Raw genomic sequence first — 21487 nt, 5'->3', positions numbered from 1 at the left:
AGCAAGGGCGGCCGGACCGAATATGCCCACGACGAGCAGCAGAAGGACGAACTCCTGCGCACCGTGTTCGGCGGCAAGGCCGAGATGACACGCTTCAAGGGCCTGGGCGAAATGCAGTCGGTCCATCTGCGCGAAACCACGATGGATCCGACCAAGCGCATCCTGCTCAAGGTCGACGTGCCGACCGCGGCCGACGTCGACGCCCGGCGAGAGGCCATGCGCACGGCGACCCTGGTCGAGGACCTGATGGGGCGGAAGCCCGAGAAACGCTATGCCTTCATCCAGGAAAACGCCAAGTTCGCCCGCGATCTCGACGTTTGATCCGGCCGGCGCGGTCACGTATCGTGGGGAGTTGAAAGAGGTACCAGGGAGAGGGTTCGCATGCGTTATGCGAAGAAAATCGCCGCGGCGATCGCGGCCATCATCGCTGTACCTGCGATTGCCGGCGCAGCGACCATCGGTGGCACCTACTACGCGCCTCAGTACGATTTCATCGACTTCTGGAACGCAGCCGACAACAAGACCTTCCAGGTTATCCTGGACGGCAACCCGTTCCCCAATGTCCCGGCCGACGACGTGGCGCGTCGCCTGCTGCCGACGATGCAGATCGCCAAGCCGCGCCCCAACCTGACCTTCACTTACGACAATCCGGCAGAAATGCCGCGCCCCTACTACCGGCTGGTGCTGGTGTTCGACTACGCCAACGATCTCGGCGCCGATTCGGTCTGTGCCGGCGCGCGGCGAACCGGCCCCGGGACGCCCGGCGTCTTCAAGCTTTTTGCCGTCTACTGCCGCAACGACTTGTCGCTGTCGCAGACGACTGCCTGGACACCGGCGACGGGCCCGGACGATCCGCGCATCGAGCAGCTTTTCAGAGAATTGTTCCTGGTTGTGTTCAGCGATTCAATGTCGCTCCGGCCGAACAACGGCCTCGAACGTCGCTAGGAGCAAAGCGCTCCACAGGGACTCTCTGCTAACCAGACGGCCATGGCCGCCTGGTACTTCCTTGCCGATACGATCCTGTCACGTCTCGACGCGGAGACAGCGCATGGGTTGGCGCTTCGCACTCTGAAAAGCGGGCTGCTGCCGGGTGACGGGAAGCCTGACCCGTCGTCGCTTTCCATCACGGTCTGGGGCCGCCACCTGCCCAATCCGATCGGCCTGGCCGCGGGCTTCGACAAGAACGCCGAAGTTCCCGACGCTCTGCTTGGCTTGGGATTCGGGTTCGTGGAGATCGGCAGCGTCACGCCCCGACCACAGGATGGCAATCCCCGGCCGCGGCTTTTCCGGCTGGCCGAGGACCGCGGTGTCATCAACCGCATGGGTTTCCCGGGGCAGGGTCTGGAGGCCGCCCGCTCCAGGCTCGCCGCCCGTCCCCGCCGCGGCTTCATCGGCGTCAACGTCGGGGCAAACAAGGACAGCACCGACCGCGCGGCGGACTACGTCGCCTGCAGCGTGGCCCTGGCGCCCTATGCCGACTATCTCGTCTGCAACGTGTCGTCGCCCAATACACCGGGACTGCGCAATCTCCAGGGGCGCACCCAGCTCGCGGATCTGCTCAGGCGCGTCCAGGACGCCATCGCCATGAAGCCGGTGCCGCTCGTAGTCAAGATCGCGCCCGACGCCACGGACGACGATCTCGACGATATCGTCTCGGTCTGCCGCGACCTGCGCATGGACGGCATCATCGTCGGCAACACGACATTATCGCGCCCGCCCTCGCTCCGTTCCGGGCGGCGTGCGGAAACCGGCGGCCTGTCCGGTGCTCCCCTCATGACCCTGTCGACCGGCGTCCTGCGCCGGACCGCGCAGCGCGCCGAAGGCCAGTTCCCGCTGATCGGCTGTGGCGGTGTCGGCTCGGGTGCGGATGCCTACGCCAAGATCCGTGCCGGTGCGAGCCTGGTGCAGCTCTACTCGGCCATGGTCTACGAGGGCCCGCCGCTCATCCGCCGCATCAAGAGCGAACTGGCTGCGCTGCTCGCCCGCGATGGCTTTGCCTCGGTGGCCGATGCGATCGGCGCCGACCTACGTTGAGGTTTCGTCGAGGTATTGCCCGGCGTCGAACTTGACGTAGGCGCTCCCCTCGTCGAACGCCACGCCGATCGGATTGCCACCCGACGCGACAATGTCGATCTGCTTCTGCAGCAGGATCCGCAGCATGGACACGCCCTGGTCGGACGACATCAGATGCTCCTCCGAGTGGAAGGTGATCGCGCCCTGCCCGACCTGAGCCTCGGTGTCGCCGGGAAACTTCTGGTGCTCCTCCGGGGTCAGCTCGGCCCAGGCCTTGCCGTTGTAGCGCGACTTGAACTTGGTGAGCTCGCCCTTCTCCCGGACGCGGCCGGCAACGTAGATGCGATAGTGGGTGTCATCGATCGGCAAGGTCCAGCCGATTGATTCGACCATGCCGTACTGAGCGACCTGCGGATTGGCAACGACCCGCAGGGTCGGCACCACGGCTTCGGTGACGCGACGGAAGCGCCTGCCGTCGGGACCGGGACGAATCGAGGTCGCCTTCACACTCTGGCGTCCGTACTCGAACTTCACCTTCGGGAAGGCATTCATCTGGGCGGCGAACTGCGGGCCGCTGAAGGAGCCATGCAGGATCGGAACATGGTAGGGATCGACGACGTTCTCGAAGTGCTGCAGCCAGTTGCAGGGCGCGATCGCGATGCCGCCACTGCCGATGCTGGAATCGTCGGCTTCGACGAATTCCCCCGGCTGTAGCACCTCGAGACATTCGTAGCGCGGCAGTACCGGCTTCTTGTCCGGCGGTCCGAGGTAGGCAAACACCAGACCGTAGCGTTCCTCGACCGGATACCACGGCTGGCGTACGCGCTGGCATTGCGCGCCGGTCGGATTGGGCTCGCAGGGCATTTCCAGGCAGCGCCCTTCGACGTCGAACAGCCAGCCGTGATAGCAGCAGCGAATGCCGCGCTCCTCGACCTTGCCGTAATAGAGCGTCGTGCCACGGTGGCAGCAGCGCGGATAGACCAAGCCCGCCTGCCCCTGGCCGTCACGGAACAGGATCAACTCCTCGCCCAGGATCTTGACTGGGCGTGGCGTCGCACCGGCGTCCGACGCCATGCCAACCGGGTGCCAGTAGCGCCGCAGGAGTTCGCCCATCGGCGTGCCGCGCCCCACCTCGGTGAGCTTGGCGTTGTAGGTCGGTCGCTCCAGGCCGTAGGCGGAGCGGACATTCGTGGCCGCACTCATGGTGAACTCCCTACTCGACCTTGGCGCCGGATTGCTTGATGAGGTCGGCCCAGATGGGCGTCTCGCGCGCCAGCACGGCGGCAAGTTCGCCGGGCGTGGAACCGACAGGCGTCTGCCCCTGGGCGATCATCTTCTCGGCAACCTCGGGCTGGGTGATCACGATCTTGATCTCCCGTTGCAGGCGGCTGACGATCTCCGCCGGCGTGCCGGCCGGCGCATAGGCCGCCACGAAGAGGCTGAGATCGAAGCCGGCGATCAGCTGCTCGGCAAAGGTCCCAAGCTCGGGCATGGATGCCGAGCGCTTGGCCCCGGCGACGGCAAGCGGCTTCACCCGGCCGGCTGCGATCTGCGGCTTGGCGCTGGTCGGACTGGCCCAGGTGATGTCGAGCGTGCCGTTGGCGACGTCCTGCAGAGCCGGCACGTCGCCGCGATAGGGGACGTGGCTATAGAGACCGCCCCCACTTGGACCGCTGAGGGCCTTCTCGAACATCAGGCCATAGAGATGGGCGCTCGAGCCGATACCCCAGCTGCCATAGGTCGCCGGCCGGCCCAGCCCCTTCACCCATGCCGCCATGCCCCTGAGATCGTTGAACGGGGCATCGGCCTTCACCACCACGAGGATCGTTCCCAGCGAGATCAGCGACACCGGGATCAGGTCCTTGGCGGGATCGAACGGCAGCTTGGCGTAGAGTGTCGGATTGTTGGTATGGGTCGAATTCGTCGTGATCAGGAACGTGTAGCCGTCGGGGGCTGCCTTGGCGACGATGTCCGCCCCGACGATCGTGTTGGCGCCCGGCTTGGGATCGACCAGAACCTGCTGACCCAACCGTGCCGTGAGTCCGTCGGCGATCACCCGCACGAGGGCATCGATCGCTCCGCCGGGATTGAACGGCACGACGATGCGGATGGGCTTGGTGGGCCAGGCACCCTGCGCCCATCCCGCCGAACCGAGGCCCGCCGAACCGAGGAAAGGAGCGGAAAGCGCCGCCCCGACGATGGTTCGCCGTCCGAACGCTTTGCGCGTCATGGTTTCTTCCCCCGGATGTCCGCTCGATCTTCGCTGAAACATAGCCACCGCCACGACCGATGCATAGCTCACCTGCAGCCGGGATGAGGCCTGCATCGCGGAAATCTGGGTGGCAGACGCGCTTCCGGGGAAGCCATACACTCCCGCCAAGGGAGAAGATGCCGTGCCGCTCTGGATACCGATCACGATCGCTGCCGCGCTGTGTCAGAACATTCGCACGACGATGCAGCAGAAGATTCGTGGACTGCTGAGCGTCGATGGCGCGAATTTCGTCCGCTACCTCTACGGCGCACCATTGGCGCTGGCCGCCCTCGCCTTCCTGGTTTGGGGCACCGGCCGGACGGTGCCCACGATCACGCTGGCCTTCCTCGGCCTCGTCACCATTGCGGGCGTCGCGCAGATCGTGGCGACCTCGCTGATGATCCACTCCTTCTCTCTGCGCAATTTCACCGTCGGAACCGTCTACTCCAAGACCGAGACGGTGTTCGTGGCGCTGTTCGCGACCTACATCGCCGGCGAACCGCTGGCCTTCGGCTCCTGGATCGGCATCTTCGTATGCCTGGGTGGCGTGGCGATCTTGAGCGTGCGCGGCAAGCTCTCCGACATACGCGGTGTCCTTGCCGATCTGACGCACAAGGGCGCGGTCTACGGCATCCTGTCCGGTGCGGTCTTCGCCATCGCCGCCGGCACGATCCGCGAGGCCTCCAAGCTCCTGACCGAGGGCGATTTCATGATCCGCGGCATCACGGTGCTCGCCTGCATGAACACCATCCAGGTCGTGCTGATGGCTCTCTACCTCGCACGACGCGACCGGCCGCAACTCGGCAAGGTCTGGCACAACTGGCGGTCCTCGATCTGGGTCGGCATCTTCAGCGTGCTGGGCTCGGCCGGCTGGGCGCTCGCCATGACCTTGGAGAACGCTGCCCTCGTGCGCGCCGTCGGCCAGATCGAGCTGGTCTTCACCTTCATCTCCTCGCGCCTCGTCCTCAAGGAGCGCCCGTCCCTCGGCGAGTGGATCGGCAGCATCCTCGTGGTCGGCGGCGTCGTTCTCATTCTCGTAACGCGGTGATCTCATGACCGAACAGACAAGGCCGCTCGATGGCCTGCGGGTCCTCGACTTCTCGACCACCATTGCCGGTCCACATTGCAGCCGCCTGCTGGCCGACATGGGCGCCGATGTGATCAAGATCGAGTCGCCCGAGGGCGACCTGATGCGCTCCAGGCCGGTGCAGCGCGACGGCGCCGGCACGATGTTTGGCCAGCTCAACGCCGGCAAACGCTCGATCGTGCTCGACCTCAAGCGACCCGAGGCGATTGTCGCCGTGAAGAAGCTCGTCGAGACCGTCGACATCTTGGTCGAGAATTACCGCCCGGGCGTGATGAAGCGCCTGGGCCTCGACTATCCCGAACTGGCCAAGATCAATCCCAGGCTCATTTACGGCGCCATCTCCGGGTACGGCCAGACCGGGCCCGCCGCCGGACGTCCGGCCTATGCGCCGGTGATCCATGCCTCGACCGGCTACGACATGGCCCATCTCTTCTACCAGCAGGGCCGCGAACGGCCGGACAATTGCGGCATCTTCGTCGCCGACTATGCGAGCGGCGCCTATGCCATGGGCGCCATCCTGGCGGCCGTCCATCAGCGCCATGTCACCGGCAAGGGCCAGATGATCGACGTTTCGATGTTCGAAGCGCTGGTCGGCATGCTGCTGGGCGAGGTCAATCGCGCGCAGTTCGATTTCGAGATGCCGTCGCGGCCGATGTACGGCCCGGTCGAGGCGAGCGACGGCTACGTCATGCTGGCGACGGCCAGCGAACGCACCTTCCAGGACATGGCGACCGCGGCGGGACGGCGCGATTGGCTCAGCGATCCGCGCTTCGAGAAATACGCCGACCGGCGCATGAACTGGGACAAGTTCGTCGACGAGTTCGAGCAGTGGTCCAGGACACTCACCGTCAAGGAATGCGTCGCCGCTCTCGAGAAACACGGCGTGCCCTGCTCGCCCTACCTCACCGTCACCGAAGCGCTGCAGGATCCGCAGGTCGCCCATCGCGGCTCGCTCTGCACCATCGAGGACAGCGCGGGCACTTACAAGTCGCCGGCGCCGCCTTTCCGTTTCTCGGGCTCGCCGCTGCAAAGCGGACCGAAGGTCGCCGCGCTGGGCGAGGATACCAGGCGCGTGCTCGCCGAGGCCGGCCTCAGCGCAGCCGATATCGAGGCTCTCGTAAAATGATCGATCCGCGCACCCCCATCCTGGTCGGTGCCGGCCAGATCACCGACACGGCAGGCGCGCCGTCGAGCGAGCGATCGCGCGTCGCCTTCTGCGCCGAAGCGGCGGCCCTCGCGCTCGACGATACGGGTGCCGCGATTGGCGGCCACGGCCTCGGTCACATGATCGACGCCATCGTCGTGCTGGAGTTTTTTAGCGACATCAGCCCGCGCTTCGCCTCGCCCTTCGGCCGGTCGAGCAATCCGCCCAAAAGCGTTGCTGACCGGCTGCATGCCCACCCGCGGCAGCTGCTCTACAGCCATTCCGGCGGCAACATGCCCCAGTACCTGGTCAACCGCTTCGCCGAGGAGATCGCGAGCGGCGAGACCGAGCTGGCCCTGATTTGCGGCGCCGAGCTGCTCCGCAGCACCCAGATCGCGCGCCGGACCGGACAAAAGATCGACTGGAACGAGGATCCCGGCGGCGAGCCGGAGCGGATCGGCGACAAGCGCTTTGGCTTCAGCGAAGAGGAGGCGCGCCACGAGCTCAGGGCCGCCATCCACTTCTATCCGCTGCTGGAGAACGCCATCCGCGGTGGGCTGAACCGCGACGTTCCGAGCCACATGAAGGCGATGGGTCGGCTGTTCGAGCGTCTCGCCGCCGTCGCCAAGCGCAATCCGCTGGCAACCCGCCGCGACGGCTACAGTGCCGAGGCATTGTCGACGATCTCCGAGGACAACCGCTGGATCTGCTTCCCCTACCCGCGCCTGATGAACGCCAACGCGATCATCGACCAGGCCGCCGCCGTGCTCATGACGTCGGTGGGCAAGGCCAAGGAATGGGGCATCCCGCAGGACCGCTGGGTGTTCCTGCATGGCTGCGCGGACGGAACCGACACCTGGGTCGTCTCGGAGCGCGAGAAGCTCGATACGTCGCCGGCGATCCGCGGCTGCGCCCGCATCGCGCTCGACATGGCCGGCAAGAAAGTCGCCGACGTCGATGTCTTCGATCTCTACAGCTGCTTCCCTTCGGCCGTCGAAGTGGCGATGACCGAGATCGGCATCGCCGAGGACGACCCGCGGCCGATCAGCGTCACCGGCGGCCTGCCATTCTTCGGCGGGCCCGGCAACAACTACGTCACCCATTCCATCGCCGAGATGATGACTGTCGTGCGCAAGAAGCCTGGCTCGTTCGGCATGGTGACGGCCAACGGCAACTACCTCACCAAGCATTCCGCCGGCCTTTATTCGACCGCGCCGACCAAGGGTCCGTGGCGGCGCGAGGACCCCAAGAAATTCCAGGCCGAACTCGACGCCCGGCCGAAACAGCGGGTCGAGACCAGGCCCTCCGGCACCGGCACCATCGAGACCTACTGCGTGACCTACGGCAAGGATGCCCCGGAACGTGGCTACATCCTCGGCCGGCTCGATGCGTCCGGCGACCGCTTCATCGCCATGGCGCCCCAGGAGCCGGCGATCCTGGCCGACATGCTGACGAAGGAGCAGCTTGGGCGTAAGGTATCGGTCTCCGATGAGGGCGGCCGCAACGTCTTCCGCCCGGTCTAGGCCCTGATCCTGGCGAGGAACCCATGTCCAATATCCTCAGCGCGGCCCAGATGGCCGAATTCAACGAAAAGGGATTCACCTACGCCCGCGGCCTGTTCGCACCCGACGAGGTGAAGCTCCTCACGGCGGCGATGGAGGAAGATCCCGCCGTGCGCGACAGCATCCTCGACCGCCGCGACGGCGAGGGCCGCTCGACGCGCATCGCGCTCTGGAACCGCGCCGGCGACAGCGTCTATGGTCTCGCCGCCCGCACGCACCGCATGGTCGATACGTCGGCGGCTTTGTTGGGCGGCCCAGTCTATCACTACCAGTCGAAGCTCACGGCCAAGGAGCCCGAAGTCGGCGGCGCCTGGGAATGGCACCAGGATTATGGCTACTGGTATTACAACGGCTGCCTGCGTCCCGACCTTCTCTCGGTCATGATCGCCCTCGACAAGACCGACCGGAGCAACGGCTGCCTGCAGATCGCCGCCGGCTCACACAAGCTCGGCCGTATCGACCACACGCCACTGTCGCCGACCCAGAACGAGGTCGACCCCAAGCGCCTGCCGCACATCCTGGAGAAATGCCCGATCGAGTATTGCGAACTCGACGCCGGCGACGCGCTGGTCTTCCATTGCAACGCCATCCACCGCTCCGATGCCAATCGCTCGGCCAACCGGCGCTGGACCCTGCTGATCTGTTACAACCGCGTCGACAACGACACCTTCACCAGGGTCGACGACCGCTACTATGTGCCGCTCGAGCCGGTCGACGACGAAGCCATCCGCCGCGCCGGCCTGCGCTTCGCCCGTGGCGACGGCCAGGAACACTTCGCCAGCAAGCCTTACGTCCCGGACCTGCGCAAGGCGTCGTAGTCGGCGGGGTTGCTCATGGACGTCCGCAAAGCCGCCGCGTCCGACATTGAAGCAACCGTAGACCTGGCGGAACGCAACCGGCGGCAATATCAGAAGTACCAGCCGACATTCTGGCACAAGCACCCGCAATCGGCGGCGATGACGCAGGTGTTCTTCACCAAGCTGCTGACGGAGCCCGGCACGTTCTTCCTGGTCGCCGTCGAGGGCAGCCAGTTCCTCGGCTTCCTGATCGCGCGGAAGTTTCCATCGTCTCCCGTCTTCGATCCGGGCGGCGACACCTATCTGATCGACGATTTTTGCGTGACCGAACCTCGCCACTGGCTGACGGTCGGCGAGGCCCTGCTCTCCCACGCATCCACGCTCATTCACGAGCGGGGCGCGGTTCAGATCCTGGTGACCTGCGGCGACCGGGATCTCGCCAAGGCCGAGACGTTGCGCCAATCCGACCTGACCATCGCGTCGAACTGGTGGACGAAGCCGTTGAAGTGAGCGCTATGCGCGCTAGGCGCCGAGCCGCTCCAGCGCCGTGCTGAGGCGTGCCCGCGTCTGCTCCGCCTGGCTGCGGCGCTCGCGCTGCTCCTCGACGACTTCTTCCGGCGCGCGCGACACAAAGGCCGCGTTGCCGAGCTTGGCGTCGATCTTGCCGACCTCGTCAGCCAGTTTCTTGATTTCCTTCTGCAGCCGTGCGCCCTCGGCCTTTAGATCGATCACCTCGCCGACCGGCAGCGCATAGGTCGCCTCGCCCACCACGATCTGCAGCGATGCCTTGGGGGCCGCCGTGGCGGCCTCGATGCCTTCGATGCGCGACAGCCGCTCGATGGCCGCCCGATGCCTCTCGAGCCTGGCCGCCGTCGTCGCGTCGCCGCCGATCACCAGAAGTTTGAGCTTGGCGCCGGCCGGGACGTTCAGCTCGGCGCGCGCGGAGCGGATATCGGAGATCAGTTTCACCAGCCAGCCCATTTCGGCATCGGCGGCGGCATCGAGAGCGGTGGGCACCGGCCAGGGCTGGCCGATCAGCGGGCCGTGCTCCTCGCGATGGCCGAGCTTGTCCCACAGCTCCTCGGTGATGAAGGGCATCACCGGATGCATCAGCTTCACCGTCTCGCGCAGCACAAAGGCCGTGACAGCACGTGTCTCGTCCTTCTCGGGCCCATCGGCGCCTTGAAGAATCGGCTTGGTGAGCTCGACGTACCAGTCGCAGACCACGCCCCACACGAATTCGTAGAGCGTGTTGGCAGCTTCGTTCAGCCGGAAGTCGGTCATCGCCTTGTCGATCGCCGTGTTGGCGCGCGCGAGTTCGCCCAGCATCCATTTGTTGACGGTGAGCCTGGCCGACGAAGGATCGAAACCCTTGGGCAGCGCGGCCCCGTTCATCTCGGCGAAGCGCGTCGCGTTCCAGAGCTTGGTCGCGAAGTTGCGCGCGCCCTCGACCCGGGCCGGCGCAAGCCGCAGCCGGCCGGCCTGCGAGGCCGCGAGCGACGTCATGGTGAAACGCAGCGCATCGGCGCCGTACTTGTCGATCAGCTCCAGGGGATCGATCACGTTCCCCTTGGACTTCGACATCTTCTGGCCCTTCTCGTCCGTCACCAGCCCGTGCAGGTAGACGGTGCGGAACGGCACCTCCTTCATAAAGTACGAGCCCATCATCATCATGCGGGCGACCCAGAAGAACAGGATGTCCCAGCCGGTCACCAGCACGCTGGTCGGATAGTACTTGGCGAGTTCCGGCGTCCGGTCGGGCCAGCCGAGCGTCGAGAATGGCCACAGGGCCGAGCTGAACCAGGTGTCGAGCACGTCGGGGTCGCGTTCGAGCGCGACGTCCTTGCCATAGTGGGCACGTGCCTCGACCTTCGCTTCGTCCTCCGAGACCGCGACGAACACCTTCTTGTCGGGTCCATACCAGGCCGGAATCTGATGCCCCCACCAGAGCTGGCGCGACACGCACCATGGCTGGATGTTCTCCATCCAGCGGAAGAACTCGTCACGCCCCCTCTCGGGCACGAATTTCACGCGGCCGTCGCGCGCCGCCGCGAGCGGCTCCTCGGCGAGCTTCTTGGCGTCTGCGTACCATTGCTCGGTGAGATAGGGCTCGACCGGCACGCCGCCGCGATCGCCGTAGGGCACGGCGTGGGTGTGCGGCTCGATCTTCTCGACCAGGCCCAGCTCCTCCATCTCGGCCACGATCTTCTTGCGCGCGTCGAAGCGGTCGAGGCCGCGATACTTCTCCGGTGCGTTCTCGTTCACGCGGGCGAACTTGTCGAAGATGTTGATGGCCTCGAGCTTGTGCCGCCGGCCGACTTCGAAATCGTTGAAGTCGTGCGCCGGCGTGATCTTGACCGCACCCGATCCCTTCTCCGGATCGGAATATTCGTCGGCAACGATGCGGATCTTGCGGCCGACCAGCGGCAGCACCGCATGCTTGCCGATCAGGTGCTTCCACTTGGGATCGTCGGGATGCACGGCAATGCCGGTGTCGCCCAGCATCGTCTCGGGCCGAGTCGTGGCCACGACGATGTGCTCGTCACTGCCCTCGAGCGGGTATTTGAAATACCAGAGGTGCCCTCTCACTTCCTGCGACTCGACCTCGAGGTCGGAGATCGCCGTCAGCATCTTGGGGTCCCAGTTGACCAGCCTGAGGTCTTTGTAAATCAGCCCGGCCTTGTAGAGATCGACGAACACTTTCAGGACGGCCTTCGACAGCCCCTCGTCCATGGTGAAGCGCTCGCGGCTCCAGTCGCATGAGGCGCCGAGGCGGCGGAGCTGGCCGGTGATGGTGCCGCCGGAGTAGGCCTTCCACTCCCAGACCTTGGCGAGGAACTCCTCGCGGTTGAGCAGCTTCTTGTTGGCGTCGTTCCTTGCAGCGCCTTCGACCGCGAGGCCGATCCCCTCCTGCTCGAGATTGCGCACCACGACCATCTGGGTCGCGATGCCGGCATGGTCGGTGCCGGGTTGCCACAGCACGTCGTCGCCCTTCATGCGGCGCCAGCGGATCAGCACGTCCTGCAACGTATTGTCGAGTGCATGGCCCATGTGCAGGCTGCCGGTGACGTTGGGCGGCGGGATGACGATGCAATAGGGCGGCTTGGCCGACTCCGGATGGGCACGGAAAGCCCCGGCCTGCTCCCACTCTGGGTAGCGGCGGGCTTCGATCTCTTTGGGGTCGTAGGTCTTGTCGAGCATCTGTTGCAACTTCTCTGGCCTTATAAACGAAAACGCCACGGACGGCGCCGTGGCGTTCTATTCGGGGGCGCCTCGAGGTCAGCGGCGTGTCAGCCGGACGATCTCCCGTTCGACGAACCGTTCGACCATGGGCGGCAGGTTGCGGTCGAGCCATTCCTTCAGCATCGGCCGCAGCATCTCCTTGACCAGGTCCTCGATGGTCTTGCCATTGGCATCGACGGCCGGTCCTGCATCGGGCGCGACCGGCGGCGGCACGCTCTCCTGGACGGCCTGGTTGAGCCGGGCGAACGCCGAACTGGCGACGCCCACCGCACCCGAGCCGACCAGCGCGCCATCCGGCGGCTGTTCGAAGGACGGCTGCGGCATCTCCGACGCGCGCGCCGGATCGATTCGTGGCAGCGGGATCGGCACCGGCCGGGCAGCGCCCGCGGCGGATTTCGGCTCCTCGACGAGGTCGGTCAGCATGAGGACGTCGTCGCGCCGGGCCGCCTCTGCGCCTGGCGCCAGCCGCGGCTCGGTCGGCGGAACGACGGCCGGCCGCGCCGACTGACTCAAAGGCTGCTGGTTGCCGACCTGGGCGCGCGCTTCGTCGTCGGAGATGATCTTGCGGATGGAAGCGAGGATATCGTCCATCGACGGATCGTTGTTCGCGTTTCTGGCATCGCTCATTTGCTACTGCCCCCCGCGGCGGGACTGCCAGTGGATACGTTACCGGTCGAGGCGGGGTTTGCCGTGTCGGCATTGCCCCAGCCGATCCAGCGCGAGCCCACCTCGTTATAGTACCTCTCTTCGTCGTAATATTCGACCGGAAGCGTGAGGGTCCGGGCCGTCAGGCGCCCGATGCCGGCGAGAACCCCGTAGTACGAAACCTGCACGTCGTGGCGCGCCTGGATGAGGTTGACCTGGGAGTTGAGCAGTTCCTGCTCGGCATTCAGCACGTCGAGGGTCGTGCGGGACCCGACCAGGGCCTCCTGGCGGACGCCGTTCAGGGCGACTTCGTTGGCACGGACCTGGGCTTCGAACGAGGTCACCCTGGAGCGCGACGAATCGAGCTGGCGCCAGGCGCGGATGACGTTCTCCGCCACCGCCCGGCGCGCGCTGTCGAGCTCGTTGCGCCGCTGCCCGACCAGTTCCTTTGCCTGCCGGATCTTCGACCACTCGCCGCCGCCCTGATAGATCGGGATCGTGGCCTGAAAGCCGAGGATATAGTTGTAGAACCGGTCTCCGGGAACCTGCACGTCGAACTGCTGCTGGACGGTCCCCACGAGGTTGATCTGGGGCAGCAGAGCGCCGACCGCGCTGTTCACCCCGTATGCCGCCGCCGAGATTCGGTATTGCGCGGTGACCGAGCGGGCGCCGCCGTCCATGGCGAGCGCCACTGCCTCTTCCTCGCTGCCCGGCAGCCCGCCCACCAGCGGGATCTCGCCCAGCTTGTTGGGCTTCACCCCGATCGTGCGCTGAAAGGCGGCCTCGGCGATCCGGACCTGGGTGTCGGCCTGCACGAGGTCGGCCTTGGCCAGTTCCAGTCGTGCTTCGGCCTGCGACACGTCGGTGATCGTGAGTTCGCCGACGCGGAAACGCTCGCGCGTCGCATCGAGCTGCTGGACGAGGACGCTGACGTTGTTCCGCCGCGCATCGGCGATGGCGATGTTCTGGATCAGGTCGGCATACGACGTCACCGCCGCCAGAAGGACGTTCTGCTCGGTATCGGCGAGCGCGGCGCGTTGCGCCTGGATGTTGGCCTGCGCCTGCTTGGTATTGGCGACCGTCTGGCCGCCAAGGAAGATCGGCTGGGTCAACTGAAGCACGGTGGACTTGCCGTTCAAGGTCCAGAACGTCGGTGTCTGGGCCACGCCGGGCACGGTCATTGGATAGTTGGCGTCGATGTTCTTGTTGTAGTTCAGCGACACCGACACCCGTGGCCGCCAGTTCGCGACCGCCTGGGCCAGCGTTTCATCGGTCTGGCGCAACAACGCCCGGCTCGCCAGGAGATCGGGGTTGGAGTTGTAGGTCGTCGACAGCGCCTCGATCAGGCTCTGCGATCGAGCCTCCGGCGCCGCGCCCAGTCCTGCCGCAAGCGCGAGCCCTGCGATGGCGCAGGCGTGACTCAAACCGGGCGGGATACGCATTGGACTGACTCTCATATGTGGTCGGAGCCTACCACTGCCGGAATGGGCATTGGTAGCCCCCGATCCGGTGGCCAAACCCGCTGGGCCTTCATCAAAAAGTGAAGCGTGGCGGCGGTGCAAAGCCCGGAAGCGGCGGCGTGCCGGCCTCGAACAGCGGGCGCCCTGAAGTCACGCCGCCATCCTTGATGAAAATCTGGGCCACGCCCATTGCCCCGGAAGTCCCCGACACGGTGACGGCAAGCCTGCCGCCTTCCGCCAGTTGGTCGAAGACTGCCTGGGGAACCTGCCGAACCGCGCCCTCGATCAGGATGACGTCATAGGGCGCCGAGCCAGGGCCCCCCTGCTCCAGTTTGCCCGTGACCCATTGGATGCCTGTGAGGCCGAGATCCCTGGTCGTCTGCTCGCCGGCGGCAGCCAGCGCCGGATCGCTTTCGAGCGCCGTTACTGCCTTCACGAGCCGTGCCAAAAGGGCCGCGCCATAGCCGCGGCCGGCACCGACCACGAGAGCCCGGTCTTCCGGTTGCGGTTGAAGCGTCTGGATCAGCCGGGCCAGAACCATGGGTTCCATGAGGTAGCGGCCACCGCCCAGCGGCACGTCTTCGTCGGCGTAGGCGACGGAGCGGACGGCCTCGGGCAGAAACTTCTCCCGCGGCAGCTCGCCAACGGCGGCCAGGAGCGCCGCGTTGGTCACCCGATTGGGCCTGAGCTGGCCTTCGACCATGTTACGCCGCGCGAGAGCGAAATCCGTCATCAACCAACCCCAATATATAACGGTGTTTATAGGCGGCGCGCGGCGACAGCGTCAAAGGGTGCGGAGTCGCGGTCCCGGTGCCGGCCTTGACCGCTTGGCTTGACCGGTCTGTCGCCGCATGAGTATAGCAGCCGCCGTTCCTCGCGCGGCCTGGTGGCAGAGTGGTGATGCAGCGGACTGCAAATCCGCGTATGCCGGTTCGATTCCGGCCCAGGCCTCCACAAACCGCGACGACCGATGCCCTTGCGTGGGCAGGGATGCTCTGTCAAAACATCGCGCCTTCGCGGGCTGGATACCGCCGCCCGCGCCGATTTCCATTCCGGAGTAGCTCAGCGGTAGAGCAGGCGACTGTTAATCGCCCGGTCGTAGGTTCGAGTCCTACCTCCGGAGCCAATCGGGGCCGTTCTCGCAAGAGTACGGCCCCTTTTTGCCTGTGGAGTTGCCCCCATGGCTGATCCTCCCCCGTCCGACGAGAAGGCCGAACTGGTCGATCATGTCGTGGCCTTCAAGGGCTACTTCAAAGTCGGCCGGTACTTTTTCCGGCACACGCTCTACCAGGGCGGCCAAAGCCCGGTCATCAGCCGCGAGGTCTTCGAGCGCGGCCATGCCGCCGGGGTCCTGCCCTACGATCCGTTGCGTGACGAGGTCGTCCTGATCCGCCAGTTCCGTGCCGGATCCTACGTCGCCGGACGTCATCCCTGGAGCTGGGAAATGGTCGCGGGAATCTTAGAGGAAGGCGAATCGCCCGAGGACCTCGTTCGCCGCGAGGCCGTCGAGGAAGCCGGCCTCGAGGTCGGCGATCTGATCCCGATCCACACCCTTATGGTGAGCCCCGGTGCGATGTCGGAGTCGTGTGCGCTCTTTCTCGGCAGAGTCGATGCCTCCGCTGCCGGCGGCGTGTTCGGCCTCGAGTCGGAAGGAGAGAATATTCTGGTCAAGGTCGTGCCGTTTTTTGAAGCTCGCGCCATGCTGGACCGCGGCGAGATAGAAAATGCTGCTGCCGTCGTCGCCCTGCAGTGGCTGGCTCTGCATCGCGACGAGGTCAGAAGCCGCTGGCGCCAAGCCGGTTGCGCCTGAGCCCGCTCCCTGTCTACCGTCTGCCCGGGAGCGCAGGGTTCAGCACAGTGAGCACGTCATGAACGTCCGGTCGGGTTTCATCGAAAGCATCGGCAACACGCCGCTGATCAAACTGCGCGCAGCCTCCGAGGCGACGGGCTGCGAGATCTACGGCAAGGCGGAATTCCTCAATCCCGGCGGATCGGTGAAGGATCGCGCCGCCCTCGCGATGATCCGCGACGCCGAGAAGCGCGGCGCGTTGCGCAAGGGCGGCGTGGTGGTCGAGGGCACGGCCGGCAACACCGGGATCGGCATTGCCCTGGTCGCCAATGCGCTGGGCTACCGTTCGGTGATCGTGATGCCCGAGACGCAGAGCCAGGAGAAGAAGGACATGCTGCGCCTGTGCGGCGCCGATCTTCGTCTCGTACCGGCACTCCCCTATGCCAATCCCGGCAACTACGTTCGCTACTCCGAGACGCTGGCCAGGGAAATCGCCGCCACGGAACCGAACGGCGCGATCTGGGCGAATCAATTCGATAATGTCGCCAACCGCGACGGCCACTATCGCACCACCGGCCCGGAAATCTGGGACCAGACCGACGGCAAGGTCGACGGCTTCACCTGTTCGGTCGGCAGCGGCGGCACGCTCGTGGGCGTCGCGATGGCCCTGAAGGAGCGCAATTCAGGCGTGAAGATCGCGATCACCGATCCGATGGGCTCGGCGCTTTACAACTTCTACGCCAAGGGCGAACTGAAGGCCGAGGGCAATTCGGTCACCGAAGGCATTGGCCAGGGCCGCATCACCAAGAACCTCGAAGGCGCGCCGATCGACCTCGCCTACCGGGTCACCGACGAGGAAGCCCTGCCGGTCCTGTTCGACCTGATCCAGCACGAGGGCCTCGTGCTGGGCGGCTCGACCGCCATCAACATCGTGGGCGCGATGAAGCTCGCCAGGGAACTCGGTCCGGGCAAGACGATCGTCACCATCCTCGCCGATGGCGGCAGCCGCTATCAGTCGAAGCTGTTCAACCCGGTGTTCCTGCGCGAGAAGAACCTGCCGCTGCCGTCCTGGATGAAATGACCCCGCTCGATGAGTAGAGTCGTCGTTTGCGGCAGCCTCAACATGGACGTCGTCGTGCAAAGCGCGCGGCGGCCGGCTGCGGGTGAAACGCTTCTCGGCGGCAAGGTCTCGTTCCTGCCCGGCGGCAAGGGCCTCAACCAGGCCATCGCCGCGGTCCGTCTCGGCGCCGCAACGGCAATGATGGGCGCCGTCGGCAAGGATGCGTTCGCCGATGCGCTCCGCAGCTTCCTGGCCGACAACGACGTCGATAGCTCCGGCGTGCGCGAGATCGCGGGGCACGCCACTGGCGTGGCGCTGATCCAGGTTGCCGGCGGCGACAACGCAATCACCGTCGCCTCGGGCGCCAACCTGCATCTGACGACGGCGATGGTCCGCCAGGCACCGCGTCGCGACGAGGTCTGGGTCGCGCAGTTCGAGACGCCGCTCGCCACCACGGAAGCCGTCCTCGCGCGCGCCCATGCCGCCGGCGCCCGCACCATCCTCAATCTCGCGCCGTTCGTACGGCATCCCAGCCGGCTGCTGAAGTCGGTCGACGTCGCGGTGTTGAACGAGATCGAACTCTCGCAGGCGACCGGGACCGAGCTCACGGCTGCCAGTCCGATCGCGGCGATCGTCGCGACCTGCGAGAAGCTGCGCCGAAAGGGCGCCCGCACCGTCGTGGCGACTCTTGGCCGACGGGGCGCCGTCGTGGTGACCGCGGAGGGCGCGACCCGTGTCCCTGCCTTGAAAGCCAAGGTCGTGGACACGACCGGAGCCGGTGACTGCTTCGTGGGGGCCTTGGCGGCTCGCCTGGCATCGGGTGCGACATCGGTCGAGGCGGCGCGTTACGCCAATGCCGCCGCCGCCTGTTCCGTCGAGCGATTGGGCGCGGCGCCGTCGATGCCGACAGCGAGGGAAGTTGCAGCGCGTCTGGCGAGGGCCTAAATCCCCTCCATGGTCGAAGAACTGTTCAGGCAAGACGCCTATCTCAAGGAAACCGACGCCACCGTGACCGCGCTCGAAGAGCGTGGTGTGCGGCTGGACCGCTCCATCTTCTATCCGACCGGCGGCGGTCAGCCCGGCGACACCGGCCTGCTGCGCTGGGATGGCGGCGAGGCCAAGGTCGTCGACTCGCTCAAGGCCGACGGCGGCGACGTGCTGCATGTGCTGGCACCCGATGCGCCGCGGCCGGCGGTCGGCGCAAAAATCCAGAGCGTGCTCGATTGGGACCGGCGCTATCTGCACATGCGCATGCACACCGCGCTGCATGTCATGTCGGCGGTGATCAAGGGCAACGTCACCGGCGGCCAGGTCGGCGCCGACAAGAGCCGCCTCGATTTCAATCTCGAGGGCGAGGTCCCGGCCAAGGAATGGGTGACCGAGGAGGTCAACAGGCTGATCGCGCTCGACCGGCCGGTGACGCCGCAATGGATCACCGACGAGGAGTTGAATGCGCGGCCTGAGTTGGTGAAGACCATGAGCGTGCGCCCGCCGATGGGCGCCGGCCGCGTGCGTCTGCTCGCCATCGAGGGCGTCGACCTGCAGGCCTGCGGCGGCACCCATGTCGCGCGCACCGGCGAGATCGGCCGCATCGAATGCATCAAAATCGAAAACAAGGGCAAGATGAACCGCCGGTTCGTCATTGCGCTGGCCTGAGGACTCAAACTCCTCTCCCCCGCTAGGGGGAGAGGTTGGGTGAGGGGGTTACGCACGTTCGAGCCCCCTCACCTAGCCTCTCCCCCTAGCGGGGGAGAGGAACAAGACTGCAAAGGGAAACGCACAATGAACTACGCAAGACCCGACGCGCTCGTCAGCACCGACTGGCTCGCCAGCCGCCTGGGCGCCCCCGACGTGCGCATCGTCGACGGCTCGTTCTATCTGCCGGCGCAGAAGCGCGACCCCAAGGCCGAATTCGCGCAAGCGCACATCCCGGGCGCGGTGTTCTTCGACATCGACGAGATCGCCGACGAGAAGAGCCCGCTCCCCCACATGCTGCCGCCGCCGGAAAAGTTCGCCTCGCGCGTACGCAAGCTGGGCCTGGGCGACGGCAACAAGATCGTGATCTACGACACCACGCCGATGACTGGCGCCGCCCGCGTCTGGTGGATGTTCCGCGCCATGGGCCACAAGGACGTGGCGATCCTGGACGGCGGCCTGCCGAAATGGATGCGCGAGAACCGCCCGGTGACGGACGATCCGACGCCGCCGCGCGACCGCCACTTCACCGCCCGGCTCGACAATACGCTGGTGCGCTCCGTCGACGACGTCCTTGGATTGATCGACAGCAAGCGCGAGCAGATCGTCGATGCGCGCGCCGCCGCCCGCTTCCGCGGCGAGGCGCCGGAACCGCGCGCCGGCCTGCGCGGCGGCCACATGCCGGGGGCCTACAACCTGCCCTACAACGAGCTGGTCGATCCCGCGACCGGCACCATGTTGCCGGCCGACAAGCTCGCCGCCCGCATCGCCGCGTCGGGCATCGATCCGGCGAAGAAGGTGACGGCAAGCTGCGGCTCCGGAGTCACCGCCTGCGTCGTGGGCCTCGGCCTCTATCTGACGGGTGCGCCGGAAGCAGCCATCTATGATGGCTCATGGACCGAATGGGGCGGCCGTGCCGACACGCCTATCGTCACTGGTGCCTGAAGCGGTCCCTGATCTGTTCGCCCACCAGCCGCCGCCGCGTGCCGACGGGCGGATCGCGGTCACCATCACGCATCTCGAAATGGTGCGCGCGGACTGGACCCAACGCGGACAGCCGCCCGAACTCGCCGTGGCCATCACGCGCGAAGCCGCGCCGTCGGTTGCCCTCTATCGCGATCTCTACGACCGGGTCGGCAGGCCCTGGCTCTGGTACGAGCGGCGGCTGATGTCCGACGGGGCGCTGGCGGAACTTCTCGGCGACCCCGACCACGAATTGCATGTCGCGCGCCATGACGGCGACCTCGTCGGCTATTTCGAGCTCAAGGCGGACGAGCTGGTCTTCTTCGGCCTCACGCTTGCCTATGTCGGCCGGCGCATCGGTCCCTGGCTTCTGGACCGGGCGATCGAACGGGCTTTTGCGCGCGGCACTGCGAAGCTGATCCTCAACACCAACACGCTCGACCATCCCGGCGCGCTCCGGACCTATCGCAAGGCAGGGTTTCGCATAGTGCGTAGCAAGGACAAGGAATTGCAGGATCCGCGGGTGCTGTGGCCCGAGGTCTATCGCTGGCCGCCAGCGTGAAGCCTGTGCCATAGTCGAATTCATGACCTCCAAGAAAACTTATACCCGCCCCGACACCGTTTTGGCCGTGGCCGGCCGCGACCCCGCGAACAATTTCGGCATCGTCAATCCGCCCGTCTATCACGCCTCGACGATCCTCTCGCCGACGATGGAGAAGTTCGAGAATCGAATCCCGTTCGAGGGTTTCGGCTATGGCCGCAACGGCACGCCGACCCAGAAGGCCCTTGAAGATGCCGTCGCTGCCATCGAGGGCGCGCACCGTTCCATCGCCGTGCAGTCCGGCCTCGGCGCCGTGACCGGCGCCATCGTGGGCTTCCTCAAATCGGGTGATCACATGCTGGTCACCGACAACGCCTACGGCCCGGCGCGGCGCTTCTCCAACACCACGCTCAAGAATTTCGGTGTCGAGACCACCTACTTCGATCCGATGATCGGCGCCGGCATCGAGAAGATGATCCGGCCCAACACCAAGATCGTCTATCTCGAGGCGCCCGGCTCGCAGACCTTCGAGGTGCAGGACGTCGACACCATCGCCGCCATCGCCAAGAAACATGGCGCCACGGTGATCATCGACAACACCTGGGCGACGCCGCTCTACTTCAAGCCGTTCGAGCACGGTTGCGACATCTCGGTGCACGCCGGCACCAAGTACATCGTCGGCCACTCCGACGCGATGATGGGCATCATCTCCTGCGCGACGCGGCCGCTGTTCGAGACGGCGAAGACCGCCTGCCAGTCCTTCGGCTTCCATGCCGCCCCCGACGATTGCTATCTGGCGCTCCGTGGCCTGCGCACCATGGGCGTGCGCTTGCGCCACCACGAAGTGAGCGGCATGGCCATCGCCCACTGGCTGAAGGCGCGGCCCGAGGTCGACAAGGTGCTGCACCCCGCCCTGCCCGACTGTCCGGGCCACGAGAACTGGAAGAAGCAGTTCAAGGGCTCGTCCGGCCTGTTCTCCTTCACGCTGCGCGATGGCTACAGCAAGAACGCGTTGGCCGCGATGCTGGACGGCATGGACATCTTCGGCATGGGCGCGAGCTGGGGCGGCTACGAGAGCCTGATGATCCCGGCCCATCCCGACCAGTACCGCACCGCCGTTCCCTGGCCGCAGGGCAAGCAGCTGCTCCGCGTCCACATCGGCCTGGAAGACGTCGAGGATCTCAAGACCGACCTCGCCGAAGGCTTCGAGCGCCTCAACCGGGCGCACAACGCCTAG

Annotated in this window: 20 protein-coding genes, 2 tRNA genes and 1 pseudogene; 17 read left to right on the top strand and 6 right to left on the bottom strand. The window is 66.1% G+C overall.

The window, feature by feature from the left end:
- The 3 genes and pseudogenes from EPO55_RS17310 to EPO55_RS17300 all read left to right on the top strand — a co-directional run.
- Positions 1-321 (top strand): annotated as a pseudogene (locus EPO55_RS17310) (DNA topoisomerase IV subunit B); the annotation flags it as partial.
- 60 nt (positions 322-381) lie between these two features.
- Positions 382-945: a hypothetical protein gene (locus EPO55_RS17305; RefSeq protein WP_296338287.1), complete on the top strand. Its 564-nt coding sequence runs from the start codon at positions 382-384 to the stop codon at positions 943-945.
- Positions 946-987: 42 nt separating this feature from the next.
- Positions 988-2034, top strand: coding sequence for a quinone-dependent dihydroorotate dehydrogenase (locus EPO55_RS17300; RefSeq protein ID WP_296338286.1), 1047 nt, complete (start codon positions 988-990; stop codon positions 2032-2034).
- On the opposite strand, the gene EPO55_RS17295 is transcribed toward EPO55_RS17300, so the two are convergent.
- Positions 2026-3216, bottom strand: coding sequence for an aromatic ring-hydroxylating dioxygenase subunit alpha (locus EPO55_RS17295; protein WP_296338285.1), 1191 nt, complete (start codon positions 3214-3216; stop codon positions 2026-2028). The two genes, EPO55_RS17300 and EPO55_RS17295, sit on opposite strands and share 9 nt — an antisense overlap.
- A gap of 10 nt (positions 3217-3226) precedes the next feature.
- Positions 3227-4243, bottom strand: coding sequence for a tripartite tricarboxylate transporter substrate binding protein (locus EPO55_RS17290; protein ID WP_296338284.1), 1017 nt, complete (start codon positions 4241-4243; stop codon positions 3227-3229).
- 163 nt (positions 4244-4406) lie between these two features.
- On the opposite strand from EPO55_RS17290, the gene EPO55_RS17285 reads away from it, so the two are divergent.
- The 5 genes from EPO55_RS17285 to EPO55_RS17265 are packed head-to-tail and all read left to right on the top strand — an operon-like array spanning position 4407 to position 9364.
- A complete protein-coding gene (locus EPO55_RS17285; RefSeq protein ID WP_296338283.1) occupies positions 4407-5312 on the top strand; it encodes an EamA family transporter in 906 nt (301 codons plus the stop codon).
- A 4-nt stretch (positions 5313-5316) separates the two neighbouring features.
- Positions 5317-6477, top strand: a complete 1161-nt coding sequence (locus EPO55_RS17280) for a CaiB/BaiF CoA-transferase family protein (protein ID WP_296338282.1) — start codon at positions 5317-5319, stop codon at positions 6475-6477.
- Positions 6474-8018, top strand: a complete 1545-nt coding sequence (locus EPO55_RS17275) for an acetyl-CoA acetyltransferase (protein WP_296338281.1) — start codon at positions 6474-6476, stop codon at positions 8016-8018. The genes EPO55_RS17280 and EPO55_RS17275 overlap by 4 nt, the downstream gene beginning before the upstream one ends.
- 23 nt (positions 8019-8041) lie before the next feature.
- Positions 8042-8875 (top strand): phytanoyl-CoA dioxygenase family protein, encoded by an 834-nt coding sequence (locus EPO55_RS17270; RefSeq protein ID WP_296338280.1) that lies wholly within the window; start codon positions 8042-8044, stop codon positions 8873-8875.
- Between the two features lie 15 nt (positions 8876-8890).
- Positions 8891-9364, top strand: a complete 474-nt coding sequence (locus tag EPO55_RS17265; RefSeq protein WP_296338279.1) for an N-acetyltransferase — start codon at positions 8891-8893, stop codon at positions 9362-9364.
- Between the two features lie 12 nt (positions 9365-9376).
- Here the strand turns inward: EPO55_RS17265 and EPO55_RS17260 are convergent, their stop codons facing one another.
- The 4 genes from EPO55_RS17260 to EPO55_RS17245 all read right to left on the bottom strand — a co-directional run bounded on the left by EPO55_RS17260 (position 9377) and on the right by EPO55_RS17245 (position 14935).
- A complete protein-coding gene (locus EPO55_RS17260) occupies positions 9377-12055 on the bottom strand; it encodes a valine--tRNA ligase (RefSeq protein WP_296338278.1) in 2679 nt (892 codons plus the stop codon).
- Between the two features lie 78 nt (positions 12056-12133).
- Complete coding sequence (locus EPO55_RS17255; protein ID WP_296338277.1) at positions 12134-12724, bottom strand: DUF2497 domain-containing protein; 591 nt, start codon at positions 12722-12724, stop codon at positions 12134-12136.
- A complete protein-coding gene (locus EPO55_RS17250; RefSeq protein ID WP_296338276.1) occupies positions 12721-14184 on the bottom strand; it encodes a TolC family outer membrane protein in 1464 nt (487 codons plus the stop codon). The genes EPO55_RS17255 and EPO55_RS17250 overlap by 4 nt, the downstream gene beginning before the upstream one ends.
- 91 nt (positions 14185-14275) lie before the next feature.
- Positions 14276-14935 (bottom strand): protein-L-isoaspartate O-methyltransferase, encoded by a 660-nt coding sequence (locus EPO55_RS17245; protein ID WP_296338275.1) that lies wholly within the window; start codon positions 14933-14935, stop codon positions 14276-14278.
- A gap of 147 nt (positions 14936-15082) precedes the next feature.
- Between EPO55_RS17245 and EPO55_RS17240 the strand changes: the two genes are divergently transcribed.
- From EPO55_RS17240 to metC, 9 genes are all read left to right on the top strand, one after another.
- Positions 15083-15156 (top strand) — tRNA-Cys (locus EPO55_RS17240).
- Positions 15157-15253: 97 nt separating this feature from the next.
- A tRNA-Asn gene (locus EPO55_RS17235) sits at positions 15254-15328 on the top strand.
- Positions 15329-15382: 54 nt separating this feature from the next.
- On the top strand, positions 15383-16012 hold the full coding sequence (locus tag EPO55_RS17230) for an NUDIX domain-containing protein (protein ID WP_296338274.1): 630 nt from the start codon (positions 15383-15385) through the stop codon (positions 16010-16012).
- A 58-nt stretch (positions 16013-16070) separates the two neighbouring features.
- Entirely contained in the window at positions 16071-17072 is a 1002-nt protein-coding gene (locus EPO55_RS17225; RefSeq protein WP_296338273.1) for a cysteine synthase A, read from the top strand.
- 9 nt (positions 17073-17081) lie between these two features.
- Positions 17082-17996 carry a ribokinase gene (locus EPO55_RS17220; protein WP_296338272.1) on the top strand — a complete coding sequence of 305 codons (915 nt, stop codon included), beginning with the start codon at positions 17082-17084 and terminating at the stop codon, positions 17994-17996.
- Between the two features lie 9 nt (positions 17997-18005).
- Entirely contained in the window at positions 18006-18707 is a 702-nt protein-coding gene (locus tag EPO55_RS17215; RefSeq protein WP_296338271.1) for an alanyl-tRNA editing protein, read from the top strand.
- 126 nt (positions 18708-18833) lie between these two features.
- Positions 18834-19691: a 3-mercaptopyruvate sulfurtransferase gene (sseA, locus tag EPO55_RS17210; RefSeq protein WP_296338270.1), complete on the top strand. Its 858-nt coding sequence runs from the start codon at positions 18834-18836 to the stop codon at positions 19689-19691.
- Complete coding sequence (locus tag EPO55_RS17205; protein WP_296338269.1) at positions 19684-20271, top strand: GNAT family N-acetyltransferase; 588 nt, start codon at positions 19684-19686, stop codon at positions 20269-20271. Before sseA ends, EPO55_RS17205 begins: the two co-directional genes overlap by 8 nt.
- Positions 20272-20293: 22 nt before the next feature.
- On the top strand, positions 20294-21487 hold the full coding sequence (metC, locus tag EPO55_RS17200; RefSeq protein ID WP_296338268.1) for a cystathionine beta-lyase: 1194 nt from the start codon (positions 20294-20296) through the stop codon (positions 21485-21487).

Source organism: Reyranella sp. (assembly GCF_004296935.1).
Taxonomy (GTDB): Bacteria; Pseudomonadota; Alphaproteobacteria; order Reyranellales; family Reyranellaceae; genus Reyranella.
The sequence above is the reverse complement of the archived record's forward strand: the minus strand, read 5'-3'. Positions and strand labels throughout refer to the sequence as shown.

Coding starts and splice junctions, on each gene's coding strand:
- EPO55_RS17250 (WP_296338276.1), bottom strand. CDS start 14,184: ATGCGTATCCCGCCCGGTTTGAGTCACGCCTGCGCCATCGCAGGGCTC.
- metC (WP_296338268.1), top strand. CDS start 20,294: ATGACCTCCAAGAAAACTTATACCCGCCCCGACACCGTTTTGGCCGTG.
- EPO55_RS17260 (WP_296338278.1), bottom strand. CDS start 12,055: ATGCTCGACAAGACCTACGACCCCAAAGAGATCGAAGCCCGCCGCTAC.
- EPO55_RS17215 (WP_296338271.1), top strand. CDS start 18,006: ATGGTCGAAGAACTGTTCAGGCAAGACGCCTATCTCAAGGAAACCGAC.
- EPO55_RS17245 (WP_296338275.1), bottom strand. CDS start 14,935: ATGACGGATTTCGCTCTCGCGCGGCGTAACATGGTCGAAGGCCAGCTC.
- EPO55_RS17290 (WP_296338284.1), bottom strand. CDS start 4,243: ATGACGCGCAAAGCGTTCGGACGGCGAACCATCGTCGGGGCGGCGCTT.
- EPO55_RS17280 (WP_296338282.1), top strand. CDS start 5,317: ATGACCGAACAGACAAGGCCGCTCGATGGCCTGCGGGTCCTCGACTTC.
- EPO55_RS17265 (WP_296338279.1), top strand. CDS start 8,891: ATGGACGTCCGCAAAGCCGCCGCGTCCGACATTGAAGCAACCGTAGAC.
- sseA (WP_296338270.1), top strand. CDS start 18,834: ATGAACTACGCAAGACCCGACGCGCTCGTCAGCACCGACTGGCTCGCC.
- EPO55_RS17220 (WP_296338272.1), top strand. CDS start 17,082: ATGAGTAGAGTCGTCGTTTGCGGCAGCCTCAACATGGACGTCGTCGTG.
- EPO55_RS17255 (WP_296338277.1), bottom strand. CDS start 12,724: ATGAGCGATGCCAGAAACGCGAACAACGATCCGTCGATGGACGATATC.
- EPO55_RS17225 (WP_296338273.1), top strand. CDS start 16,071: ATGAACGTCCGGTCGGGTTTCATCGAAAGCATCGGCAACACGCCGCTG.
- EPO55_RS17270 (WP_296338280.1), top strand. CDS start 8,042: ATGTCCAATATCCTCAGCGCGGCCCAGATGGCCGAATTCAACGAAAAG.
- EPO55_RS17275 (WP_296338281.1), top strand. CDS start 6,474: ATGATCGATCCGCGCACCCCCATCCTGGTCGGTGCCGGCCAGATCACC.
- EPO55_RS17300 (WP_296338286.1), top strand. CDS start 988: ATGGCCGCCTGGTACTTCCTTGCCGATACGATCCTGTCACGTCTCGAC.
- EPO55_RS17295 (WP_296338285.1), bottom strand. CDS start 3,216: ATGAGTGCGGCCACGAATGTCCGCTCCGCCTACGGCCTGGAGCGACCG.
- EPO55_RS17230 (WP_296338274.1), top strand. CDS start 15,383: ATGGCTGATCCTCCCCCGTCCGACGAGAAGGCCGAACTGGTCGATCAT.
- EPO55_RS17305 (WP_296338287.1), top strand. CDS start 382: ATGCGTTATGCGAAGAAAATCGCCGCGGCGATCGCGGCCATCATCGCT.